The organism is Bradyrhizobium forestalis (assembly GCF_002795245.1).
Classification (GTDB): domain Bacteria; phylum Pseudomonadota; class Alphaproteobacteria; order Rhizobiales; family Xanthobacteraceae; genus Bradyrhizobium; species Bradyrhizobium forestalis.
In genome coordinates this window covers 1-21,358 of the sequence record NZ_PGVG01000025.1, presented here as the reverse complement: position 1 = coordinate 21,358, position 21,358 = coordinate 1, and the positions used below count along the sequence as shown (strand labels likewise).

23 protein-coding genes are annotated in these 21,358 nt (G+C 64.8%); 14 read left to right on the top strand and 9 right to left on the bottom strand.

Going from position 1 to position 21,358, the window contains the following annotated elements:
• Positions 1-94 precede the first annotated feature (94 nt).
• Both CVM73_RS25740 and CVM73_RS25735 read left to right on the top strand, forming a co-directional pair.
• Positions 95-1,003, top strand: a complete 909-nt coding sequence (locus CVM73_RS25740) for a helix-turn-helix transcriptional regulator (protein ID WP_100234641.1) — start codon at positions 95-97, stop codon at positions 1,001-1,003.
• 131 nt (positions 1,004-1,134) lie between these two features.
• Positions 1,135-1,530: a group II truncated hemoglobin gene (locus tag CVM73_RS25735; protein ID WP_100234640.1), complete on the top strand. Its 396-nt coding sequence runs from the start codon at positions 1,135-1,137 to the stop codon at positions 1,528-1,530.
• Between the two features lie 36 nt (positions 1,531-1,566).
• Here CVM73_RS25735 and CVM73_RS25730 read toward each other — a convergent pair whose 3' ends face one another.
• Positions 1,567-1,899 (bottom strand): PRC-barrel domain-containing protein, encoded by a 333-nt coding sequence (locus tag CVM73_RS25730; RefSeq protein WP_100234639.1) that lies wholly within the window; start codon positions 1,897-1,899, stop codon positions 1,567-1,569.
• A gap of 65 nt (positions 1,900-1,964) precedes the next feature.
• On the bottom strand, positions 1,965-2,750 hold the full coding sequence (locus CVM73_RS25725) for an IclR family transcriptional regulator domain-containing protein (RefSeq protein ID WP_100234638.1): 786 nt from the start codon (positions 2,748-2,750) through the stop codon (positions 1,965-1,967).
• Between the two features lie 112 nt (positions 2,751-2,862).
• Here CVM73_RS25725 and CVM73_RS25720 point away from each other — a divergent pair, with 112 nt between their 5' ends.
• The 3 genes from CVM73_RS25720 to CVM73_RS25710 all read left to right on the top strand — a co-directional run bounded on the left by CVM73_RS25720 (position 2,863) and on the right by CVM73_RS25710 (position 6,538).
• Positions 2,863-4,221 carry an aromatic ring-hydroxylating dioxygenase subunit alpha gene (locus CVM73_RS25720; protein ID WP_100234637.1) on the top strand — a complete coding sequence of 453 codons (1,359 nt, stop codon included), beginning with the start codon at positions 2,863-2,865 and terminating at the stop codon, positions 4,219-4,221.
• A 211-nt stretch (positions 4,222-4,432) separates the two neighbouring features.
• A complete protein-coding gene (locus CVM73_RS25715; RefSeq protein WP_100234705.1) occupies positions 4,433-5,869 on the top strand; it encodes a glutamine synthetase family protein in 1,437 nt (478 codons plus the stop codon).
• Between the two features lie 288 nt (positions 5,870-6,157).
• The gene (locus CVM73_RS25710; RefSeq protein ID WP_100234636.1) at positions 6,158-6,538 is read left to right on the top strand and encodes a hypothetical protein; all 381 of its coding nucleotides are present in this window, start codon (positions 6,158-6,160) and stop codon (positions 6,536-6,538) included.
• Positions 6,539-6,609: 71 nt separating this feature from the next.
• Here the strand turns inward: CVM73_RS25710 and CVM73_RS25705 are convergent, their stop codons facing one another.
• The 7 genes from CVM73_RS25705 to CVM73_RS25675 form a co-directional block, all read right to left on the bottom strand.
• Positions 6,610-7,323 carry an ABC transporter ATP-binding protein gene (locus CVM73_RS25705; protein WP_100234635.1) on the bottom strand — a complete coding sequence of 238 codons (714 nt, stop codon included), beginning with the start codon at positions 7,321-7,323 and terminating at the stop codon, positions 6,610-6,612.
• Positions 7,316-8,083 carry an ABC transporter ATP-binding protein gene (locus CVM73_RS25700; RefSeq protein WP_100234634.1) on the bottom strand — a complete coding sequence of 256 codons (768 nt, stop codon included), beginning with the start codon at positions 8,081-8,083 and terminating at the stop codon, positions 7,316-7,318. Before CVM73_RS25700 ends, CVM73_RS25705 begins: the two co-directional genes overlap by 8 nt.
• Positions 8,076-9,020: a branched-chain amino acid ABC transporter permease gene (locus CVM73_RS25695; protein WP_100234633.1), complete on the bottom strand. Its 945-nt coding sequence runs from the start codon at positions 9,018-9,020 to the stop codon at positions 8,076-8,078. The genes CVM73_RS25700 and CVM73_RS25695 overlap by 8 nt, the downstream gene beginning before the upstream one ends.
• Positions 9,017-9,934: a branched-chain amino acid ABC transporter permease gene (locus CVM73_RS25690; RefSeq protein WP_100234632.1), complete on the bottom strand. Its 918-nt coding sequence runs from the start codon at positions 9,932-9,934 to the stop codon at positions 9,017-9,019. Before CVM73_RS25690 ends, CVM73_RS25695 begins: the two co-directional genes overlap by 4 nt.
• 292 nt (positions 9,935-10,226) lie before the next feature.
• Complete coding sequence (locus CVM73_RS25685; RefSeq protein WP_100234631.1) at positions 10,227-10,445, bottom strand: hypothetical protein; 219 nt, start codon at positions 10,443-10,445, stop codon at positions 10,227-10,229.
• Between the two features lies 1 nt (position 10,446).
• Positions 10,447-11,103, bottom strand: coding sequence for an acyl-homoserine-lactone synthase (locus CVM73_RS25680; RefSeq protein ID WP_167407052.1), 657 nt, complete (start codon positions 11,101-11,103; stop codon positions 10,447-10,449).
• 85 nt (positions 11,104-11,188) lie between these two features.
• Positions 11,189-11,926 carry a helix-turn-helix transcriptional regulator gene (locus tag CVM73_RS25675; RefSeq protein WP_100234629.1) on the bottom strand — a complete coding sequence of 246 codons (738 nt, stop codon included), beginning with the start codon at positions 11,924-11,926 and terminating at the stop codon, positions 11,189-11,191.
• Positions 11,927-12,094: 168 nt separating this feature from the next.
• Here CVM73_RS25675 and CVM73_RS25670 point away from each other — a divergent pair, with 168 nt between their 5' ends.
• From CVM73_RS25670 to CVM73_RS25630, 9 genes are all read left to right on the top strand, one after another.
• Positions 12,095-12,271 carry a hypothetical protein gene (locus tag CVM73_RS25670; RefSeq protein WP_100234628.1) on the top strand — a complete coding sequence of 59 codons (177 nt, stop codon included), beginning with the start codon at positions 12,095-12,097 and terminating at the stop codon, positions 12,269-12,271.
• A 390-nt stretch (positions 12,272-12,661) separates the two neighbouring features.
• Complete coding sequence (locus CVM73_RS25665) at positions 12,662-13,600, top strand: LysR family transcriptional regulator (RefSeq protein ID WP_100234627.1); 939 nt, start codon at positions 12,662-12,664, stop codon at positions 13,598-13,600.
• Positions 13,601-13,732: 132 nt separating this feature from the next.
• Positions 13,733-14,611 carry a shikimate dehydrogenase gene (locus CVM73_RS25660; RefSeq protein ID WP_100234626.1) on the top strand — a complete coding sequence of 293 codons (879 nt, stop codon included), beginning with the start codon at positions 13,733-13,735 and terminating at the stop codon, positions 14,609-14,611.
• 56 nt (positions 14,612-14,667) lie between these two features.
• A complete protein-coding gene (locus tag CVM73_RS25655; protein ID WP_100234625.1) occupies positions 14,668-15,798 on the top strand; it encodes an ABC transporter substrate-binding protein in 1,131 nt (376 codons plus the stop codon).
• A gap of 76 nt (positions 15,799-15,874) precedes the next feature.
• Entirely contained in the window at positions 15,875-16,750 is an 876-nt protein-coding gene (locus tag CVM73_RS25650; RefSeq protein WP_100234624.1) for a branched-chain amino acid ABC transporter permease, read from the top strand.
• On the top strand, positions 16,747-17,745 hold the full coding sequence (locus CVM73_RS25645; RefSeq protein ID WP_100234623.1) for a branched-chain amino acid ABC transporter permease: 999 nt from the start codon (positions 16,747-16,749) through the stop codon (positions 17,743-17,745). The genes CVM73_RS25650 and CVM73_RS25645 overlap by 4 nt, the downstream gene beginning before the upstream one ends.
• Positions 17,742-18,485: an ABC transporter ATP-binding protein gene (locus CVM73_RS25640; protein WP_100234622.1), complete on the top strand. Its 744-nt coding sequence runs from the start codon at positions 17,742-17,744 to the stop codon at positions 18,483-18,485. Before CVM73_RS25645 ends, CVM73_RS25640 begins: the two co-directional genes overlap by 4 nt.
• A 10-nt stretch (positions 18,486-18,495) precedes the next feature.
• Positions 18,496-19,233 carry an ABC transporter ATP-binding protein gene (locus tag CVM73_RS25635; protein ID WP_100234621.1) on the top strand — a complete coding sequence of 246 codons (738 nt, stop codon included), beginning with the start codon at positions 18,496-18,498 and terminating at the stop codon, positions 19,231-19,233.
• On the top strand, positions 19,230-21,101 hold the full coding sequence (locus CVM73_RS25630; RefSeq protein WP_100234620.1) for a bifunctional sugar phosphate isomerase/epimerase/4-hydroxyphenylpyruvate dioxygenase family protein: 1,872 nt from the start codon (positions 19,230-19,232) through the stop codon (positions 21,099-21,101). Before CVM73_RS25635 ends, CVM73_RS25630 begins: the two co-directional genes overlap by 4 nt.
• Positions 21,102-21,358: the final 257 nt, after the last annotated feature.

Here is a 21,358-nt window from a genome sequence, read left to right as displayed (position 1 = left end):
AATTCATAGAAAGACACCACGGCGGCTTGCTGTCAATGCCAGCAGGCACTATGTTTCATTAAAACGCGCCGCAGGACATTTGTAAAGAAGGCTCATGACCGAAAGTCCCGACGCCGAATCCCGCTTCCTCGAACAGCTCGGCCAGCGCGTGCGCACCATGCGCGCGCTGCGTGGCATGTCGCGCAAAGTGCTCGCCAAGGTATCAGGAATTTCGGAGCGCTACATCGCGCAGCTCGAGAGCGGCAAGGGCAATGTCTCGATCGTGCTGCTGCGCCGCGTCTCCGACGCGATGGGTGCGCATCTCGAAGACCTGCTGCCTAGCGCCGATCCGACGCCGGACTGGCAGATGTTTCGCGACCTCTTGCGCAAGGCGACCCCTAGCCAGATCGCGCAGGCCAAGGATCTGCTCGCCGGCGGTAGCGCGTCCGCAGCCCGGCGCGCGCCATTCTGCGGCATCGCGCTGATCGGCCTGCGCGGCGCCGGCAAATCGACGCTTGGGCGGATGCTGGCGAAGAAGATCGGCTGGAGCTTCGTCGAGCTCAATAAGGAGGTCGAGCAGCAGAACGGGCTCTCGGTCGCCGAGATCATCGCGCTCTACGGCCAGGAGGGCTTTCGTCGCATGGAGCAGGCGGCACTGCAGCAGCTGCTCGCGCGCAACGAGCTGATGGTGCTGGCAACCGGCGGCGGCATCGTCTCCGAGCCGCTGACCTTCGATCAGGTCCTGAGCTCGTTCTACACGATCTGGCTGAAGGCCGAGCCCGAGGAGCACATGGCCCGCGTCCGCCGCCAGGGCGATCTGCGCCCGATGGCGGATGATCGCTCGGCGATGACAGAGCTGCGCAACATCCTGCTCAGCCGCGAGCCACTGTATTCGCGCGCGACGGCGGTGGTGGATACGGCGGGGCTGTCGGTCGATGCCGCAGCTGCGCGCCTGATCGATGCGGTGCGGCCGGTGCTGCAGAATGAAGCCCGCAGCTTCGGTCTGCGCAGCGTGGCGCTGTAGCTGTAGCTGTATCCACGCCCTCCGCTGTCGTCCCGGACAAGCGTAAGCGCAGATCCGGGACGACAGCGGAGTTTGTGGGTACGCCACGATGTCCCTATATCCGAGCCCAACAGCAACCCTTGGGATAGACGATGACCGACAGCGACGTCACCATCTCCATGTTCGAGCGGATCGGCGGCAGCGCCACGATCGATCGACTTGTCGACCGCTTCTACGACCGCATGGACACGCTGCCGGAAGCGCAAGTGATCCGCGCCATGCATGCGGCCGATCTCGGCCTGATCAGGGACGTCTTGAAGCGCTATCTGACCGAATGGACCGGCGGCCCGCGGCTTTACTCCGTCGAGAAGGGCCATCCGCGGCTGCGCCAGCGCCATTTCGGCTTCGCCATTGGGGACGCCGAGCGCGACGCTTGGATGCTCTGCATGCACGGCGCGCTGGAAGAGACGGTGACCGACAGCGCCGCACGGCAGGCTCTCGACAAGGCGCTGTCAGGTCTTGCCGATTGGATGCGCAACCGGACGTGACGCTGCTCACCCGGGGCTACAATACTCCCGACGCCGCTAGATCGCCCAGTAATGCGGATGCGGGTACGGCCGCGAGCGGTCGCCCCAGTCGAACGCGTCGCCATCGAACTCGCACGGGCCGCTGCTGAGCTCCTCCAGCGTCGTGTCGATCTGGAACGCCTGCCGTCCCGGATCGTATTTCAGCGCACTCCACTGCAGCGGATAATGGTGATGTGTCCCGAGCAGCCCGCCGGTCTTGATCACCGCATAGGCGACCATTCCGCTCACCTTGTCGAGCATCAGTCGCTCGATCGCGCCGAGCTTCGTGCCGTCGCGTCCGTAGACGGCGACGTGCTCCACGCGATCACTGGGAACCATGGTGTGGTTCATGGTGTCCTCCCTGTTCTCTTGTGTTCACGACAATTATAGCACCGGTTTCGAGGCGGCGGGAGCAGCTATAGAAGCTGCGAACGCACCGCCTCCGCGCCGTCCCGCAGCAACGGCAGGAAGCGGTCGACCAGTTCCCGCGCCGGCACGCGATCGACATGGGCGCCCATGTTGATGGCGGCGACGATCACGCCGTCGTAGCGGCGGACAGGGACCGAGATCGAGCGGAAATGCGGCTCGGCCTCGCGGTCGACCAGCGCATAGCCCTGTGCGCGGTCTGCGGCGATGCGCGCGAGCAGCGCCTTGGGATCGGTCACCGTCTGCGGCGTCAGCGCCTCCCGCTTCATCGTCGTCAGGCGCGCGGCGAGCTCGGCATCGTCGAGCTGGCCGAGCATGGCGCGGCCGACCGAGGTACAGAAGGCCGGCAGGCGGTAGCCGATCTCCAATCCGCCGGAGAACACCCGCGTCGGACCGCCACGCGCGATGAACACGACCTCATCGCCATCGAGCACCGCGAGCGAGGAGATCTCCTGAGCGGCCGTTGCGATGCGATCGAGCAAGGGCTGAAGCACCGCGACAAGTTGGCTCGAACGCAAATAGGACGCCGCCAGCGTCAGCACATGCGGCGTCAGCGCGAACAGCTTTCCGTCACCACTGGCAAAACCGCCGCGCTGCAGCGTGAACAGCATGCGCCGCGTCGTCGCGCGCGGCAGATCGGCGGCCCGGGCGAGATCGCTCAGGGTCATCGGGCCGGCCGTGGTGCCGAAGCACTGCAGCAGGCGCAGGCCGCGGTCGAGGGCCTCGACGAAATCCGTCGGACGCTCGTCAGTCTCACTTCGCTTCAGCTTGGGCATGGTGTCAGGGACAATCCTGCAAAATAGTGCTTGCTGCCGCTCCAAGGCATGTCATAATTCGCCCATTCGTTCAATAGGCGAACACTCGCCACTCCACAAGGATGCACTCGCCATGATGAGCCAGGAGCAGAACGACCTGATCACCCGCACCGGGCCCAAGGACCCCTGCGGCAAGCTGATGCGGAGCTACTGGCAGCCGGCGGCGCTGGTCGACGAGCTGGAGGGCGCGCGGCCGATCCGTCCCGTCAGACTGCTCGGCGAGAGCCTGGTGCTGTTCCGCGACGAGAGCGGGCGCTATGGCCTGATCGACCGCCACTGCGCGCATCGCGGTGCCGACCTCGCCTTCGGACGGTTGGAGCATGGCGGCTTGCGCTGCGCCTTCCATGGCTGGCTGTTCGACGCCATCGGCCAGTGCATCGAGACGCCGGCCGAGCCGAAGGATTCCAAGCTCTGCCAGAACATCCGCCAACGCTCCTATCCCGTGGTGGAGAAGAGCGGCATCCTCTGGGCTTATCTCGGCGAGGGTGAGCCGCCCGCATTCCCGGAGATCGACTGCTTCATTGCCCCGGGCAGCCATACATTCGCGTTCAAGGGCCACATGGCCTGCAACTGGCTGCAGGCGCTGGAAGTCGGCATCGATCCCGCCCACGCCTCCTATTTGCACCGCTTCTTTGAGGACGAGGACACCTCGACCGCCTACGGCAAGCAATTTCGCGGCGCCTCCGCCGGCTCCGACCTGCCGATGACAAAAATCCTGCGCGAATACGACCGCCCGATCATCAATGTCGAGCACACCGAATATGGCCTGCGGCTGATCGCGCTGCGCGAGATCGACGAAGAGCGCACCCATGTGCGCGTCACCAACCAGCTCTTCCCGCACGGCTTCGTCATCCCCATGAGCACGGAGATGACGATCACGCAGTGGCACGTGCCGGTCGATGACGAGAACTGCTACTGGTACGCGATCTTCACCAGCTACTCGAACCCGGTCGACAAGCAGAAGATGCGCGACCAGCGGCTCGAGCTCTATGAGCTGCCCGACTACGTCTCGCGCAAGAACCGCAGCAACGATTACGGCTTCGATCCGCACGAGCAGCAGACCGCGACCTATACCGGCATGGGCACCGACATCAACGTCCACGACCAATGGGCGGTGGAGTCGATGGGCGCGATCCAGGACCGCACCAAGGAGCATCTCGGTTCGAGCGACAAGGCGATCGTGCAATACCGCCGCCTGCTGCGGCAGGAGATCGAGAAGGTCCAGGGCGGCGAGAAGCCGATGCTGTTTCTGGACGAAGCCAACGCGCGTTCGATCCAGGGACCGGCGACGATGGACGGCATCGGGCCGACGCGGGGCTGGGAGACCTACTGGATGGAAGTCGACGTCAAGCGCCGCCGCGGCGCGCCCTGGACCGCGCCGGTGCCGAAGGAGCTCGCGGACAACGTGCACCGGCTAACGGCGGCGGAGTGACGATGCCAATCGCCGCCAGCGAGCCGCGACGGCGGCTCCTCATCCTCCGCTGTCATGCTCCGCGAAAGCGGGGCATCCAGTACGCCGCGGCCTCTCGTGGATACCTTGCCGTCTCTGGAATACTGGATCGTCCGCCCCAGTGCGCAGCGCGCACAAGGCGGACGATGACAGTGTGCCCTATACTCCCGTCGAGCGAGAAGGAACGAACAAAGTGACTTTCGTCGCGCGCCATGCGCTGTGGTCGGATGAGCAGAAAGACGCGGCGGCGCGCATGCGGCGCATTGCCGAGGAAAAGAACCTCGAGGTCATCCGCCTCGCCTTCCCCGACCAGCACGGCATCCTGCGCGGCAAGACCATCGTCGCCTCCGAGGCGATCGCCGCTCTGGAAAGCGGCTGCTCCATCACCACCACCATGCTCGCCAAGGACACCTCGCACCGTACGGTATTTCCGGTGTTCACTTCCGGCGGCGGCTTCGGCATGAAAGAGATGGAGGGCGCGGCCGATGTGCTGATGGTCGCCGATCCCACCACGTTTCGCGTGCTGCCGTGGGCGCTTGCCACAGGGTGGGTGCTGTGCGACCTCTATTTCAACGACGGCCGCCCGGTGCCGTTCGCGACGCGCGGGCTCTACAAGCGCGTGCTCGATGAGCTCGGCACGCGCGGTTACGACTTCGTCGCCGGGCTCGAGGTGGAATTCCACATCTTCAGGCTCGACGACGCGCACATGCGGCCTGAGGATGCCGGCCAGCCGGGCACGCCGCCCTCGGTGAGCCTGCTCAGCCACGGCTATCAATACCTCACCGAGCAGCGCTTCGATCAGATGGAGCCGGTGCTGGAGATCTTGCGGCGTGACATCGTGGCGCTTGGGCTGCCCTTGCGCTCGGTCGAGGTCGAGTTCGGACCCAGCCAGTGCGAATTCACCTTCGCGCCGAAGAAGGGGCTCGAGCCTGCCGACAACATGGTGTTGTTCCGCAGCGCCGTGAAGCAGATCGCACGCCGCCATGGCTATCACGCCACCTTCATGTGCCGCCCAAAACTGCCGAACGTGTTCGCGAGCGGCTGGCACCTGCATCAGTCCGTCGTCTCGCGCGCGAGCGGCGACAACCTGTTCATGACGAAGGACGACGGCGAACATCTCAGCGCGTTCGGCCGCGCCTATCTCGCCGGCCTGCTTGATCACGCCCGCGCATCGACCGTGTTCACCACCCCGACCATCAACGGCTACAAGCGCTATCGGTCCTATTCGCTGGCCCCGGACCGCGCGATCTGGGGGCGCGACAATCGCGGCGTGATGGTCCGCGTGCTCGGAGGCGCCGGCGATGCCGCAACGCGCCTGGAGAATCGCATCGGCGAGCCCGCCGCCAATCCCTATCTCTACATGGCCTCGCAGATCCTCTCAGGGCTCGACGGCGTCGACCGCAAGCTCGATCCCGGCCCCTCGGCCGACACGCCCTACGAGACCAGGGCACCGCTGCTGCCGAAATCGCTGCGCGATGCGGTCAGCGCGCTGAAGGACGATCCGTTCTTCCGCGAAAAGTTGGGACCAGAGTTCGTCGACTACTACACCCACATCAAGAACGCCGAGATCGACCGCTTCCTGTCCGAGGTGACCGACTGGGAGCATCGCGAATATTTCGAGGTGTTTTGAGCGCGGCTCTCACACCGCCGTGAGGCTGTTTCGTCCCACCGGTTCCGACGACATCTCGTAGCCGCCCGACGAAGCCATTTTCCTCATCCCTCGAAAACCGGCGGAAAGACGCCGGGTCTAGATTACGTCCGTGATGAACAATGGAGTTCGATCATGTGGGACCAATTATTCAGCCTGATCTACCGCCTCTCCTGCCGGACCACCCTGATCGAGATCGGGACGCATCGGCTGGCGCGCTGACGGCGCGCAAATCAGGTCAGACAGATTGACCGAATGAAGGGGACTTCCATGCGCAAGCTGATCCTGATCGCGACGATGTCGCTGCTGGCGACCCAAGCCTATGCCGGCGGTTCGCGCAGCCTGAGCCTGGCGGCAACAGATGCGAGCCAGCAGGCGACCGAGCCGACGGCAGTCACGCCGCAGCCGCCGATGGTGACGCAGTCGTCAAATGTGCAGACCGCGACGACGACACCGACGGCGGCAAGCACTGCTGTCGCGCCGACCACCGCAGCGGCTCCAGCCGCAACCGCTCCGGTTGCCACGACGCCCGTTCAGTCCACTACCGCACCAGTGGTGAAGACGAGCGAAAGGGCGAAACCGAAACACCGTCAGCCGTCCACCGAGGCGCGCGTGATCCGCGAGCTGCATCGGCACGGGATTTATTGGTGAGAGCTCGCCGCTCTCTACCCCGTCATTGCGAGGCGCCCTTGCGACGAAGCAATGACGGGGAGAGCGGGGAGTCAAATCCCCAGATATTTGTGCTGCAAGTCCGGCGCGGCCATCAGCTCGTTCGAGGTACCGCTCCACACCGTCTTGCCGCGCTCGATGATCGTGTGGCGATCGCAGATGCGGGCGAGGTGGTCGACGTTCTTGTCGACGACCAGGATTGACTGTCCCCGGCTCTTGAGCAGCGACAGGCAGCTCCAGATCTCCTCGCGGATCAGGGGCGCGAGCCCTTCGGTCGCCTCGTCCAGGATCAGGAGTTTTGGATTCGTCATCAGCGCGCGGCCGATCGCGAGCATCTGCTGCTCGCCGCCGGAGAGCTGGTTGCCCATGTTGGACGCACGCTCGGCAAGGCGTGGGAACAGCACGTAGATTGCGGCGAGCGTCCAGGGATTATTGCTGTTGAAGCGATCCGCCGCGGCCGCGACCAGATTTTCGCGCACGGTGAGGTTCGGGAAGATCTGACGTCCCTCGGGGACGAGGCCGACGCCGAGCTTTGCAATTCTATAGGACGGAAGCTGTCGCACCTCGGCGCCAGCGAAGCGGATGCTGCCTGCGCGTGCCGGCGTCAGGCCCATGATGGAGCGGATGGTGGTGGTCTTGCCCATGCCGTTGCGGCCCATCAGCGAGACCATCTCGCCCGGCTTGATCGACAGCGAAAGGCCGAACAGCACCTGGGACAGGCCGTAGCAGGTCTCGATGCCGTCGACGTCGAGCAGCGTGTCAGCCATGATGCGTCACCACATGCTGATCGCCGAGATAGGCGCGCTTGACGTCTTCGTTGGCCCGAATCGCGGCGGGATCGCCGGAGGCGATGACGCGGCCATAGACCAGCACCGAGATGCGATCGGCCAGCGCGAACACCGCCGGCATGTCGTGCTCGACCAGCACGATCGAGACTTCCTTCCGCAGCTCCTGGAGCAGCTTCACCATGCGCTGGGATTCGGTGACGCCGAGGCCGGCCATGGGCTCATCGAGCAGCAAGAGCTTCGGCTTGCTCGCGAGCGCAACCGCAAGCTCCAGCTCGCGCCGCTCGCCATGGCTGAGCCTGTTCACCACGATATCGGCACGGTGGCCGAGGCCGACGCGATCGAGCGCGGCATGGGCGGCATCGCGCAAGGATCGCTCCTTGCGAGCGTTGGCGAAGAAGCGGAACGAGGTGCCGGCATGCGCCTGCGCCGCCAGCGCGACATTGTCGGCGGCGGTGAAGTCGAGCAACAGCGAGGTGATCTGGAACGAGCGGGCAAGCCCCAGCGCGCAGCGGCGATAGGCGGGCAGATAGGTGATGTCGCGCCCCGCCAGCGAGACGCTGCCGGAATGCGGCTCGAGATGCCCGGTGAGCTGGCTGATCAGCGTGGTCTTGCCGGCGCCGTTCGGACCGATGATGGCATGCAGCTCGCCGCTGGCGACGTCGAGCGAGACGTTGTCGGTCGCGAGGATGCCGCCGAAGCGGCGCACCAGCTTTTCGACGCGGAGCAAGGGTTCAGCCACGGCCAGCCCTCCCGAGCATGCCCATGATGCCGCCGCGGCCGAACAGCACGATCAGCAGCAACAGCGGGCCCATGATCAGCGCCCAGTATTCGGTGATCTGCGACAGGAATTCTTCCAGCAACAGGAACACCACCGCGCCCATGACCGGGCCGAACAGCGTCCCCATGCCGCCCAGGATCACCATCACCATGAGGTCGCCGGAACGGGTCCAGTACATCACGGCCGGGCTGACGAAATCGGTGTTGTTGGCGAGCAGCGCGCCGGCAAGGCCGCACATGGTGCCTGATATGACGAAGCAGACCAGCTGGTAGCGCTTGGCGGGAAAGCCGATCGCCTGCATGCGCTGCTCGTTGGAGCGCAGGCCCTGCACCACGAGGCCGAAGCGTGAATTGACGATGCGCCAGATCAGGAAGATGACGCCGAACAGGCAGGCCAGGCAGAGATAATAGAACTGCGTGCGGTTCGACAGATCGACCAGCCCGGAGAAATCGCTGCGCTTGTAGATGGTGAGGCCGTCATCACCGCCGTAGCGCGCCAGGCCCGAGGCGACGTAATAGGCCATCTGGGCGAAGGCGAGCGTGATCATGATGAAGTAGACGCCGCGGGTGCGAAGCGAGAGCGCGCCGATCACGAGCGCATAGATCGCGGAGGCCGCGAGCGCGACCGGAAACTGGATGAAGCCGGAACCGACGCCTTCCTGCGCCAGCATGCCGACGGCGTAGCCGCCGATGCCGAGATAGGCCGCATGACCAAAGCTCATCATGCCGCCAAAGCCCATGATGAGGTTGAGGCTCGCCGCCGCCAGCGCCAGGATGATGATGCGGGTGAACAGCGTCAGGATGAAGATGTTGCCGGACAGCGACGAATAGAGCGGCAGCAGCACGAGGCCCGCCAGCATCAGGGCCGTGACGGCCTTGCTCACGCTCAAACTCTTCATCGACGGTGGGCCGGAAACAGCCCCTCCGGCCGCACCACCAGCACCATCGCCATCAGGAGATAGATCAGCATGGAGGACAGCGCGGGCGCGGCGGTGGAAGCGGCGGCGCCGCTCAGCACCTGCCGCAGCAGATTGGGCAGGAAGGCGCGGCCGAGCGTGTCGATCATGCCGACGAAGATCGCGGCCAGGAACGCGCCGCGGATCGAGCCGATGCCGCCGATCACGATGATGACGAAAGCGAGGATCAGGATGTTCTCGCCCATGCCGATCTGCACGGTCAGGATGGGCGCCTGCATCAGGCCGGCCAGGCCGGCGAGCGCGGCTCCCAAGCCGAACACCAGCGTGTAGAGCAACTTGATGTTGATGCCGAGCGCGCCGATCATCTCGCGGTTGGAGGCGCCGGCGCGGATCAGCATGCCGATGCGGGTGCGCATCACGCCGAGATAGAGCAAGAGCGCAACCAGCAGCGCCACCGCGATGATGGCGAGGCGATAGGCGGGATAGTGAATGCCGGGCAGGATCGGCACAGGCACGGTGAGCCAGGCCGGCAAAGGCAGCGCCAGGCCCGCCGGGCCCCAGATCAGCCGCACGGCTTCGTTGAAGAACAGGATCAGGCCGAAGGTGGCAAGCACGTGATCGAGATGGTCGCGGCCATAGAGATGCCGGAGCGCGGTCATCTCCAGCACGATACCGAGCACCAGCGTCGCGCCGAGCGCCATCAGCGCGCCGAGCAGGAAGCTGCCGGTCCAGGCCGCAAAGGTCGCGGCGAAATAGGCGCCCATCATATAGAGCGAGCCGTGCGCGAGGTTGACGAGATCCATGATCCCGAACACCAGCGTCAGGCCCGCGGCGAGGAGGAACAGCAGCAGGCCGAACTGCAATCCGTTCAAGAACTGTTCGACGACGAGCAGCATCAAGACTCTTTCAGGCGCACGCAGCGTCGCGCCGATGTTCGAACACAGTCGCCATCAGTGAAAGAGCTCCCCCTGCCTCTTCAAGGCCGAAAAATGGGTAATGGCAGTATCGTTCCGAGGCAAGAGCGATTCGACACCAAACATGCACTTTGTTGCATGCCGATGCATGCGATCGAAATCGGCTTGCAAGAAAGCTGCCGTGCAGGCTGGGGCAACCTGCCGCACCCAAACGACCACCCTCTCGCCGGCGGGCCGGAGAGAGGGTGCACGATTCGTCGGAATGCAGGGATGTCTAGTGCGACGTCATCTGCCGGGGAAGGTCGTCCGGTTCGGCGAGCACGCTGTTGGCCGTCGAGGCCTCCAGCGCCGCCATCCGGAACAGATAGGCGAGCGTCGCCAATCCAGAATCGTCCGCCATCTGCGCCAGCTCGAGCGCCATGTCCGACATGTAGCCGAGATTCTCGTCCTTCGTTTGCGCCATGATCTGGCTGTCCCGCATCATGTTCGACATCTCAGGCGCTCTTTCGTTGCGCGGCGAGGCCGCAAAGGTTGGCACGGGCGATGCAGTCGATACGCGGACCGTCCTGCCGGACGACGCTCGTCATCCCGATACGGTCACGCACGATATCAAGCGACTCCTGCCGGATATCGATCGTCGCGGCCATGGTCCAGGAATTCTCGACCAGCGCCGGTAATCCCAGCGGCGTCACGACGAATCCGATGTCATGGAAGCGCGGCAACCACCAAGTCTCCATGACGAGACAGAGCCGCTCGATGCCCTGATCGAGACAGAACTCCTGCGCTGCCGCCATCAACTGCAGATTGAACACGCCGTCGCGGCGCTCGCGCGAGACGAAGAAGCGCGACCACTCCCAGACCAGCGGGTCCGATGGGCAACCGCGCACCGCGGCGAGATGCGGGAAGACCTGGCTCATCATCGTCGGCTTGGTGGTCGGATACAGGCGGGAGCCGCCGAGCACCCGGCCGTTTTCGAGAGCCAGCAGGTAGACCGCGTCCTCATTGTCGTAGGTATCGATCTCGCGGCCGTCGGGCTTGCGTAGCGCCTCCCATTTGCGCTCCTCGACAAAGATCTCATGACGGACCCGAAAATGCTGTTCGAGGACGCCCTCGTAGAGGTGCCGGTTGACGGCAGAAATCACATGAATCATGAACTCCCCCATGGCTCGAAATGAGGGAAGCCTCAGCGAAAAAGGCAAAGCCGACTATTGGGAAATTTCCCAGTAGGCGAGGATTTCAAGGACTGATGATTCTGTGGCGGATCGCGATCGCGACCGCATGCGTCCGGTTGACGGCGCCAAGCTTGCGCGCGGCAGTTGCAAGATGCTCTTCCGCCGTGCGTTGCGTGATGCTGAGGATCTCGCCGATCTCCCAGGCGGACTTGCCTTGGGAGGCCCAGGCGAGCACCTCGCGCTCGCGGGGGGTGAGCCGGGTCGACGGATGCGGCGCCGGATCGAGCAGACGGCGAATGTGATCAAAGCCATACATCGCGATCAGATGCAGCGCCGGCTTGCTGCGGGCGTTGAGATCGAGATGGACGCCACCGAGCGAGACGCCGGCCTCATAACCGGTCAAGCCGTGGATCGGCACGACGAAGCCGCGCGACATGCGGAAATCGGCGGCGCGCCGCATCACCTCCACCGCGCCCGGCTCCAGCTCCGGATCATACGGTGCTTCGGACCACTCGAAAGGGTTCACCGTCTGCCGGCATTTGCGGATCACGGGATCGACGCGGTCGTAGCTCTTTTGGGTGTAGAGGCTGAACCACTCCGCCGGCCACTTCTTCGCGAGCACCATCTGGGAGAAGCGCTGATCGGGATTGGGCAGGCCCGTTACGATGATGTGTTCGAAGCCGTACCGACCGAACGCGGTCGAAAGCGCATCCACGGCGTCCGGAACCTTGGTATAGGCGCTAAGCCCCTCGATGAAGTCGAGCGCCTCCCGGCCATAATCTACGGCATCTGCGGCGGACATCGGTGCGTTTCCTGACCCTCGCCCTCCCATATAGCATGTATTTGGGGGCTGCCTCAATTCGCTGCTCCCGTAGTTTGCCGGTGTTCTGCCTGCTCCGAAGATTTAATCTACTTGTGGAAGAAGTGAGGTCAAGTTACACCTGAACGCGTCCGAAGCGGGAAAACCACGATGGAAGACGAGGACATCGCCCTCAACAGCGTGCTCGGCCTGGAATTGAACCGCGTGTTTTTTGCCGTCCGCGAAACGGCCAACAAGCAGAAGATCATCGAGTTTGCGCGCGAGGTGCTGCGAAGCGAGCGCGCGGAGCTGGGTGACCGCGTGTCTCCCGAGGGCCCGGCGAGCTAGAGCGCAGCGACAGCAAACGACGCCGACACAACAGATCGCGCGACGCCGGCTCTCTATTTGAACGCGCAGATGTTAGTCGAAACACTCCGACCGCGAAGTTACGCCGCCATCAGCAGCGAGTCAGCTGCTCTTACCCTCCCCTGGAGGGGGAGGGTCGGCTCACATCTGAGCGGAGCGAGGATGAGAGACGGGGTGGGGTGACGGTCTCTCCGCATTGAGCAGTGCCCGAGTGGAGAGTTCACCCCACCCCGCTCGCGCTACGCGCGATCGACCCTCCCCCTCCAGGGGAGGGTGGCAGTCCTCACCCCGATCGCACACACTTGCCGCTGGATGGCATCGCCGTTCTCGTGAGATGATCGGCGCCACGATCGTCTTTCGGATGCCAAGGCCATGATGACGCTGCGCCAGGTTGAAGTGATCCGTGCCGTGATGGTGACGGGCACCATCGGCGGCGCTGCGAAGCTGCTCAACGTCTCGGCGCCAGGCATCAGCCGCCTCGTCAAGTACACCGAGCGCTCGCTCGGCATCCGCTTCTTTCAGCGCCAGAACGGTCGCTACTTCCCGACGCCGGAAGCCGAGAACATCTTCGAGCAGATCAACGGCGTCTACAAGAAGGTCGACGACCTCTCCGAGATCATCTCCAAGATCGGACGCGGCGGCCTGTCGGAGCTGCGCATCGGCTCGGTGCCGAGCATCTCCCAGGTGATGGTCCCGCGCGCCATCGAGCGCGTCCGCCGCCGCTATCCCGATCTCGGCATCGACATCAACATCCTCAAGCTCGAGGAAGCCATCGACTACCTGATGCTCGGCCGCGGCGAGTGCGTGGCGATGAGCTACCGGCTCGAGCATTCCGGGCTCGACTTCATGCCGCTCGCCTCGGGCGAGCTCTATTGCATCGTGCCGCCGGGGCATGAGCTCGCCGGCCGCAAGCAGGTCTCCGCCGCCGAGATCACCCGCTATCCGCTGATCGGCATCGATCCCAACGATCCCTACGGCCGGATCATGGCCGGGATCTTTGCGCGCAACCGGCTCGACTACAACATCACCATCCGTGCACGTTTCGGCACCACGGTCTGCGCACTGGTGAAGGCGGGGCTTGGGATCGCCATCATCGACCAGTTCACGGTGGCCCATGGCGGCTATCCGGGGATCGAGCTGTTGAAGATCACCGAGCCGACGCGGTTCGACACCTATATCGCGGTCAAGCGCGGCGCGCCGCTGTCGCTGCACGCCGAGTACTTCATCGACGCTCTGCGCACCGAGATGCGCGCGGTGGAGCCCTCCCGCGGCAACGGCAGGGCCGCCCCGGCGCGCGGGCGGAAGAAATAACATGATGTTAGGTTTGTCGGATAAAAGGGTAATTGTGTTAGGCCGGGGAAAGACTATCGTCGCAGCTGGAATTGCGCGGATTTCCCCGCTAATGGCCGGGACCGGACGCTCCCAACGAGACGATAGCGAACCATGTCGAAGCGCGGATACGCCGCCAGCAAGAAGCTTCTCACCGGCCTGATCGGCGCGCCGATCGCGCATTCCGCGTCCCCCGCCATGCATGAGCGCGCCGCCGAGGCGCTTGGCCTGCGCGGCCATTACCAGCTCATCGAAGTCGCCGGCGCCGACGCGGCCGAGCTGCGCATGATGCTCGAAGGCGTACGGCGGCTCGGCTTTGCCGGTGTCAACGTCACTTACCCCTATAAGGAAGCAGTGGTCCCGCTGCTCGACGCACTGGCGCCGGGCGCAGCCAGCATGGGCGCGGTCAACACCGTCGTGGTCAGGGATGGCCGGCTGACCGGCCACAACACCGACACCACGGGTTTTGCGAGGGCGGTGACGCCGCTGCTGGCGTCGTCCGGCAACGCCGTCGCCGTGATTGGCGCCGGCGGTGTCGGCAAGGCCATCGCGTTCGCATTGGCGAGCCTGAAAGTGGCCGACATCCGCATTTTCGACAGCGAGCCGGCGCGCGCCGAAAAACTCGCCTCGCTGCTTGCCACACAGGGCGGCGCGCAGGTGGCTGGAAGCGTCGAGGATGCGCTCGATGGTGCGACCGGTCTCGTCAACGGCACGCCGGTCGGCATGCTGCCGAACCGTGACACGCCGGTACCGGCAGCGCTGCTCAGGCCGGACCTGTGGGTCGCCGATGCCGTCTATTCGCCGCTGATCACGCCGCTGCTTGCCGCAGCGCGAGAGAAAGGCGCCCGGATCATGACCGGGCGCGAGCTCGCGATCTACCAGGCCGCCGACGCCTTCGAACTGTTCACCGGCCTTGCCCCATCGACCGAGATCATGGGAGAGGCTTTTGACGCCGTGATGGCTGCGCGCAGCGCGGCCTATCAGGCAGCTTGAGACGAAGCGGCCGGATACAAGGCCGCTTGCAAGATTTGAAACGGGAGGAGAGGACGATGAAATCAACGCTATTGGTGGGCGCGCTGCTCACCGTCGTGACCACAACGAGCGCCTTTGCCCAGGCGATCAAGCTCGCCGACGTTGCCGAGCTCTCGGGCGGCGGCGCCACCGTCGGCACCAACTGGAAGAATGGCATCGACCTCGCGATCGAGGAGATCAACGCCAAGGGCGGCGTGCTCGGCCGCAAGCTCGAGGTGACCCACGCCGATTCGCAGTCCAACCCGGGAGTGGCGCGCGCCCAGGTGCAGAAGGCGCTCGACGCTGAACCTTACGTGCTGCTCGGACCCGGCTATTCCGGCTCGGTCAAGGTGACCGCGCCGCTGGCGGACGAAGCCGGCATCGCGCAGATCATGGGCGGCGAAGCCGCCGAGCTGACGCAAGCAGGCAACAAGTTCCTGTTCCGCACCTCGTTCGGCCAGCAGTCCTCGATGCCGAAGGTCGCAAAGTACATCCATGACGAGATGAAGGCGAAGACGGTCGCGGTGGTCTGGGTCAACAACGACTTCGGCCGCGGCGGCCGCGACGTCATCGTCAAGGAGCTCGACCGGCTCGGCTCCAAGGTGGTTGCCGATCTCTCGACCGAAGCGGGCCAGGCCGATTTCGCCGCCGACGTCGGCAAGATCAAGGCCGCCAATCCCGATGCCGTGTTCGTCTATCTCAACGAAGAAGAGAGCGCACGCATCCTGAAAGAGCTGAAGCGCCAGGGCGTCACCGCGCCGCTGATGGGCGAGACCACGCTGATCGGCCAGAAGGTGATCGAGCTCGCCGGCGATGCCGCCAACGGCGCGCGCGGCCATGTCGGCCTCACCACCGACGCCCCGGTCGACCTGATCAAGGCGTTCCGCGAGAAGTTCTCCAAGAAGTACAATTACGTCCCTGATCATAACGGCCTGAAGGGCTACCTCGCCGTCTACATGGTGAAAGCCTCCACCGAGAAGATGGGCAAGGTCGACCCGAAGAAGTTCGCCGACACGCTGCACGGCCTCACCATCAAGGCCGCGGACGAGCCGGGCATCCTGATGGACGTCACCTTCAGCGACACCGGCGACATCGACCGCCAGAGCTTTCTGGTCGAGGTGGTCGAAGGCAAGCAGGTGGTGAAGCAGGTGCTGCCGAAAGTGAAGTGAGGCGCTGCCCTTCTCCCTCTCCCCGCTCTTCGCGGGGTGAGGGAGACGATAGAGCGGGGAGAGGAAAGAGAGGAAAATGTCCAGCCTATTCGATCTTCTGGTCGCGGGACTTGCCACTGGTGCGATCTATGCGCTGGTTGCGGTCGGCTTCACGCTGCTGTGGCAGACCTCGCAAACCATCAATTTCGCGCAAGGCGAGTTCGTGATGCTGCCGGCGTTCCTGATGCTGGCGGCGATGCATGTGGGCGCGCCGTTCTGGCTCGCGATCATCCTTGGCATCCTCATGTCGATGATCCTGCTCGGCCTTGCCTTCAAGCTGCTGCTGGTCGATCCGATGATGCGCCATGGCGTGCTGCCGCTCGCGATCGCGACCATGGCGCTCGCGATCGGCATCAAGGAGGCCGTCAAGCAGTTCTTCAGCGCCGAGGCCTCGCCCTTCCCGTCGATCGTACCGACCGGTGATATCTCAATCCTCGGCCACGCCGTCTCGCTGCAAAGCATCGGCGTCCTCGTCGTCGCCATTCTGGCCGTCCTTGGACTGACGACACTGCTGAACCGCACCTCGCTCGGCCACCAGATGCAGGCGGCGGCGCAGAACCCGACGGTGGCGCGCATCATCGGCGTCCCGGTCGAGCGCATGATCCTGCTGACCTTCCTGATCAACGCCTTCCTGGTGGCGCTGGCCTCGCTGCTGATCACGCCGATCTACCTCGCAAAATTCTCCTCCGGTGAGGTGCTGGGCCAGGCTGCCTTCATTGCTGCGATCGTCGGCGGCTTCAACCAGGTGCGCGGCGCGATCGCCGGCGGCCTGTTGATCGGCGTGCTCGACAATCTCGCGGCCGCCTATGTCTCGACGCAGTATCGCGCCGCCGTGCCGATGATTTTCCTGATCGCCGTCATCCTGTTCCGGCCGCAGGGCTTGCTCGGCCGCGCCGAGGAGCGCACCGTATGAGCGGCTTCGCCAAACCGTTGAAGATCGCGCTCGGCCTTGCCGTCGTCGCCGCGCTGATCGTTGTCCCCATGAACTTCAACCGCTACGGCCTGTTCATCCTGAGCCAGTGGGCGGTGATGAGCATCGCCGCGATGGGGTTGAACCTCACACTCGGCTATGCCGGCCAAGTCTCGCTGGCGCAGGGCGCGTTCGTCGGCATCGGCGCCTATGCCGCCGCGATCATGACCACCCATGGCTGGCCGCTGCCGGCCGCGATCCTGGTCGCGATCGCGTTGAGCTTCGCGGTGGGCTGGGTGCTCGGCTATCCCGCGCTGCGCGTGCAGCACCACTATCTCGCCTTCGTCACGCTCGCCTTCTCGACCTTGGCGTTCCTGGTGTTCCGCAACGAGAGCTGGCTCACCGGCGGCATCTACGGCATCTCCAACATCCCGCGTCCGCACATCTTCGGCATCGCCACCAACAAGCCGCTGCCGTTCTATTATGTCTGCCTCGGCTCGCTTGCGATCGTCTCGCTCGCCGTGTGGTGGCTGATCCGCTCGCCCTGGGGCCGCGCCTTCATGGCGCTGCGCGAAAATCCGCTGCGCGCGCAATCGCTCGGCGTCGACACGCGCCACTATACGCTGATGGCGTTCGCGATCGGTTCGGCGCTCGGCGGCGTCGCCGGCGCGCTCTATGCGCCGCTGACGCAATATATCGACCCCGTTCCGTTCAACCTGTCGCTCTCGCTCGACCTCTTGATGATGGTGATCGTCGGCGGCGCCGGCTTCTATTTCGGTCCGTTCCTGGGGGCGATGATCGCGGTGCTGTTGCCGGAATGGCTGCGCTTCACCGAGGGCTATTATCTGATGCTCTACGCGATCGCCGTGATGCTGCTGCTGATCTGGTCGCCGACCGGCATTCTGGGAATCCTGGATCGATATCTCGCTGAACGGCGCACCAAGGCGGCGTCCGCGCTCCGCGCCGTCGCAAAATCCCGCCTGGAGACGGCGCAATGAGTGCGGTCCTCGAAGTCACTGACATCAAGAAGAGCTTTGGCGGCATCCACGCAGTCAACGGCGTCTCTTTCGACGTACGCGAAGGAGAGATCCTCGGCCTGATCGGGCCGAACGGCTGCGGCAAGTCGACGCTGTTTAACTGCATCCTCGGCCAGCTCACGCCGTCGGGCGGCGAGGTGAAGCTCGATGGCAAGCTGGTCACGGGCCTGCGCCCCTCCGAGCTCAACAAGCTCGGGGTCAGCCGCACCTTCCAGCTGCTGCAGGTATTCCCAAAGCTTTCGGTGCGCGAGAACCTGATCCTTGCGGGCCAGGAGCACCAGGGCAACATGGCCTCGCGCCTCGTCGGCCGCTCCGATGCCGGACTGACCGACGCCGCCAACCAGATGATCGGCTTCTTCAAGCTCGATCATCTCGCCGACGAGCCAGCCGGTGGTCTCTCGTACGGCCAGCAAAAACTGCTCGATGCCGCCATGGCCTTCATGGGTGGCCCGCGCCTGGTGCTGCTCGACGAGCCCGCCGGCGGTGTCAATCCGTCGATGCTGGCTGACCTGAAGGAGCGCCTGGTCGCGATCAACCGCGAGAAGAACGCCACCTTCGTGGTCATCGAGCACAACATGGAATTCGTGATGTCGCTGTGCTCGCGCGTGATGGTGATGGCGGAAGGCAAGGTGTTGGCGATGGGCCGGCCGGACGAGGTCCGCAAGAATCCCGCCGTGATCGAAGCATATCTAGGGCATTGAGGAGCCGACCATGAGCGACCCGATCCTCTCGGTTCACAACCTCGTCGGCGGCTATGGCAAGATGACGATCCTGAACGGCACGAGTTTCGCCGTGCCGGAGGCGACCATCACCACCATCATCGGCCCCAACGGCGCCGGCAAATCCACCGTGTTCAAGGCGATCTTCGGCTTGCTCAAGCTGCGTGAGGGCAAGATCAGCTTTGCGGGGCGCGACGTCACCAATCTGAGCCAACGCGCGCTGCTCAATGCCGGCATCTGCTATGTGCCGCAGGGCCGCAACATCTTCCCCGAGCTGTCGGTGCGCCACAATATCGAGCTCGGCGGCGTCGCCGCCGAGAAGGGCCTCGACCTGCCCAGGCGGATCGAGGCCGCGCTGGACCTCTTCCCGGCGCTGCGCCGCAAATCGACGCAGCAGGCCTCGACGCTCTCGGGCGGCGAGCAGAAGCAGCTCGAGATCGCCCGCTCGCTGCTGCTCGAACCAAAGCTGGTGCTGATTGACGAGCCCTCGATCGGGTTGTCGCCGCTGATGGTGCAGCAGACATTCGACATCCTCAAAGGCTTGCGCGACCGCGGTGTCACCATCCTGATGATCGAGCAGAACGCGCGCTCGGCGCTGGAGATCTCCGACATCGGCATCGTGCTCGAGCTCGGCCAGACCCGCATGGTCGACGATGCGAAACGCATCCTGGGCGATCCCCGCATCGGGCAACTGTTCCTCGGGGGCGCCATGGAGGAGAGCGCAGCATGAACAAGCGATCGATCGCGACCGTCTCTCTCTCAGGGGCGCTGGACGAAAAGCTCCGTGCCGTCGCGGCCGCCGGATTCGACGCGGTCGAGATCTTCGAGAACGACCTGCTGTCGTTCGGCGCCGGCCCGCGCGACATCGCAAAGCTCTGCAAAGATCTCAATCTCGGGATCTGCGCGTTCCAGCCGTTCCGCGATTTCGAGGGCATGCCGGAGCCGCAGCGCTCGCGCAACTTTGCACGTGCGGAGCGGAAGTTCGATCTGATGCAGGAGCTCGGCACCGACCTCCTGCTGATCTGCTCCAACGTCTCGCCGGCCTCGCTCGGCGGCATCGACCGCGCCGCAGACGATTTTCGCGAGCTTGGCGAGCGCGCCGCCAAACGTGGCTTGCGCGTCGGCTACGAGGCGCTGGCCTGGGGCCGCCACGTCGACGACTATCGCGACGCCTGGGAGATCGTGCGTCGTGCCGATCATCCCGCGATCGGCGTCATCCTCGACAGCTTCCATGCGCTCGCGCCGGGCTTTCCGACCCGCGCGATCGCCTCGATCCCCGGCGACAAGATTTTTCTGGTGCAGCTCGCGGACGCGCCGAAGCTCGAGCTGGACATGCTGTCCTGGAGCCGGCACTTCCGCTCCTTCCCCGGCCAGGGCGACCTGCCGGTCGGCGAGTTCATGGCCGCGATCGCGGCGACCGGCTATGCCGGGCCGCTCTCGCTCGAGATTTTCAACGACCAGTTCCGCGCCGGCTCAGCCGCGCAGACCGCGGTGGACGGCCTGCGCTCGCTGATCCTGCTGGAGGACCAGCTTGCACCGGATTGGCCGAAGCTTGCCCGCGAGCCGCTGGCACAGAAGGCGAAAAGCCGCGGCACCGGCTTCGTCGAGTTCGCCGTCAATGAGACCAAGGCCGGCGAGCTTGCCCGCCTGTTCTCGCAGCTCGGCTTCCGCAAGACCGGCCAGCACCGCAGCAAGGCGGTGGAGCGCTGGTCACAGGGCAAGGTCGAGCTCGTCATCAATTGCGAGACCGACGGGTTCGCGCATTCGCACTACGTCACTCACGGCCCCGGTGTCTGCGCCATCGCGCTCGACGTCGACGATGCGGGCCTTGCCATGCAGCGCGCCGAAGCGTTGAAGGCGCGCACCTTCTACCAGCCGGTCGGGCCGGGTGAGCTGGAAATCCCGGCCATCCACGGCGTCGGCGGCAGCCTGCTCTATTTCCTGGATCAGGCCGGCAAGAACTGGGACACCGATTTCGAACCAGTCGCAAGCGATGCAAGCGCCGACGCCCTGATCGCCGTCGACCATATCGCGCAGTCGATGCCCTATGACGAGATGCTGTCCTGGCTGTTGTTCTACACCGGCATTCTCGACCTGAAGCGGCTGCCGCAGATGGAGATCGCCGATCCCAGAGGCCTCGTGCAAAGCCAGGCCATCATCAACGCCGACCAGAGCCTGCGCTTCGTCCTCAACGGCTCCTCGGCCAACCGCACCCTGCCGGCGCGCTTCATCTCCGAGTTCTTCGGCTCGGGTGTGCAACACGTCGCCTTCGCGTGCCGGGACATCTTCGCGACCGTTGCCGCGATGCGCCAGCGCGGCGCGGACTTCCTGGATATCCCCGAGAACTACTACGACGACATCGAAGCCAAGTACGACCTCGCCCCCGAGCTGATGGCACAGCTGCGCGCCAACCACATCCTCTACGATCGCGACGGCGACGGCGAGTTCTTCCAGGTCTACACCCACATTTTCGACGAGCGCTTCTTCTTCGAGATCGTCGAGCGCAGGAACTATCAGGGATTCGGCGCGGCCAACGCCGGCATCAGGCTCGCAGCGCAGGCCCGCGAGGTGCGGCCCGCGAGCATGCCGCGGGTGTGACTGTCTCCGCCTCTCCCCGCCTGCGGCGGGCGATCGCATATCGATTTCACGGGGATTGTCTGCGAGCTTGCTTCGCCTCTCCCGCTTGCGAGAGCTTTGCACAAAGGCGAATCAGCGATTCCATAGGGCCTAGGTTCGGAGGGGGCTCGGGATGGCATATCGACAGGTTGGGCAACCGAGTTTTGCGGACGCGCTGGTGTCGCGGCGAGGAAAAGGGAGCCCGGTGCTGAGGCGGATTTGCGAGCTGGTCGACTGGG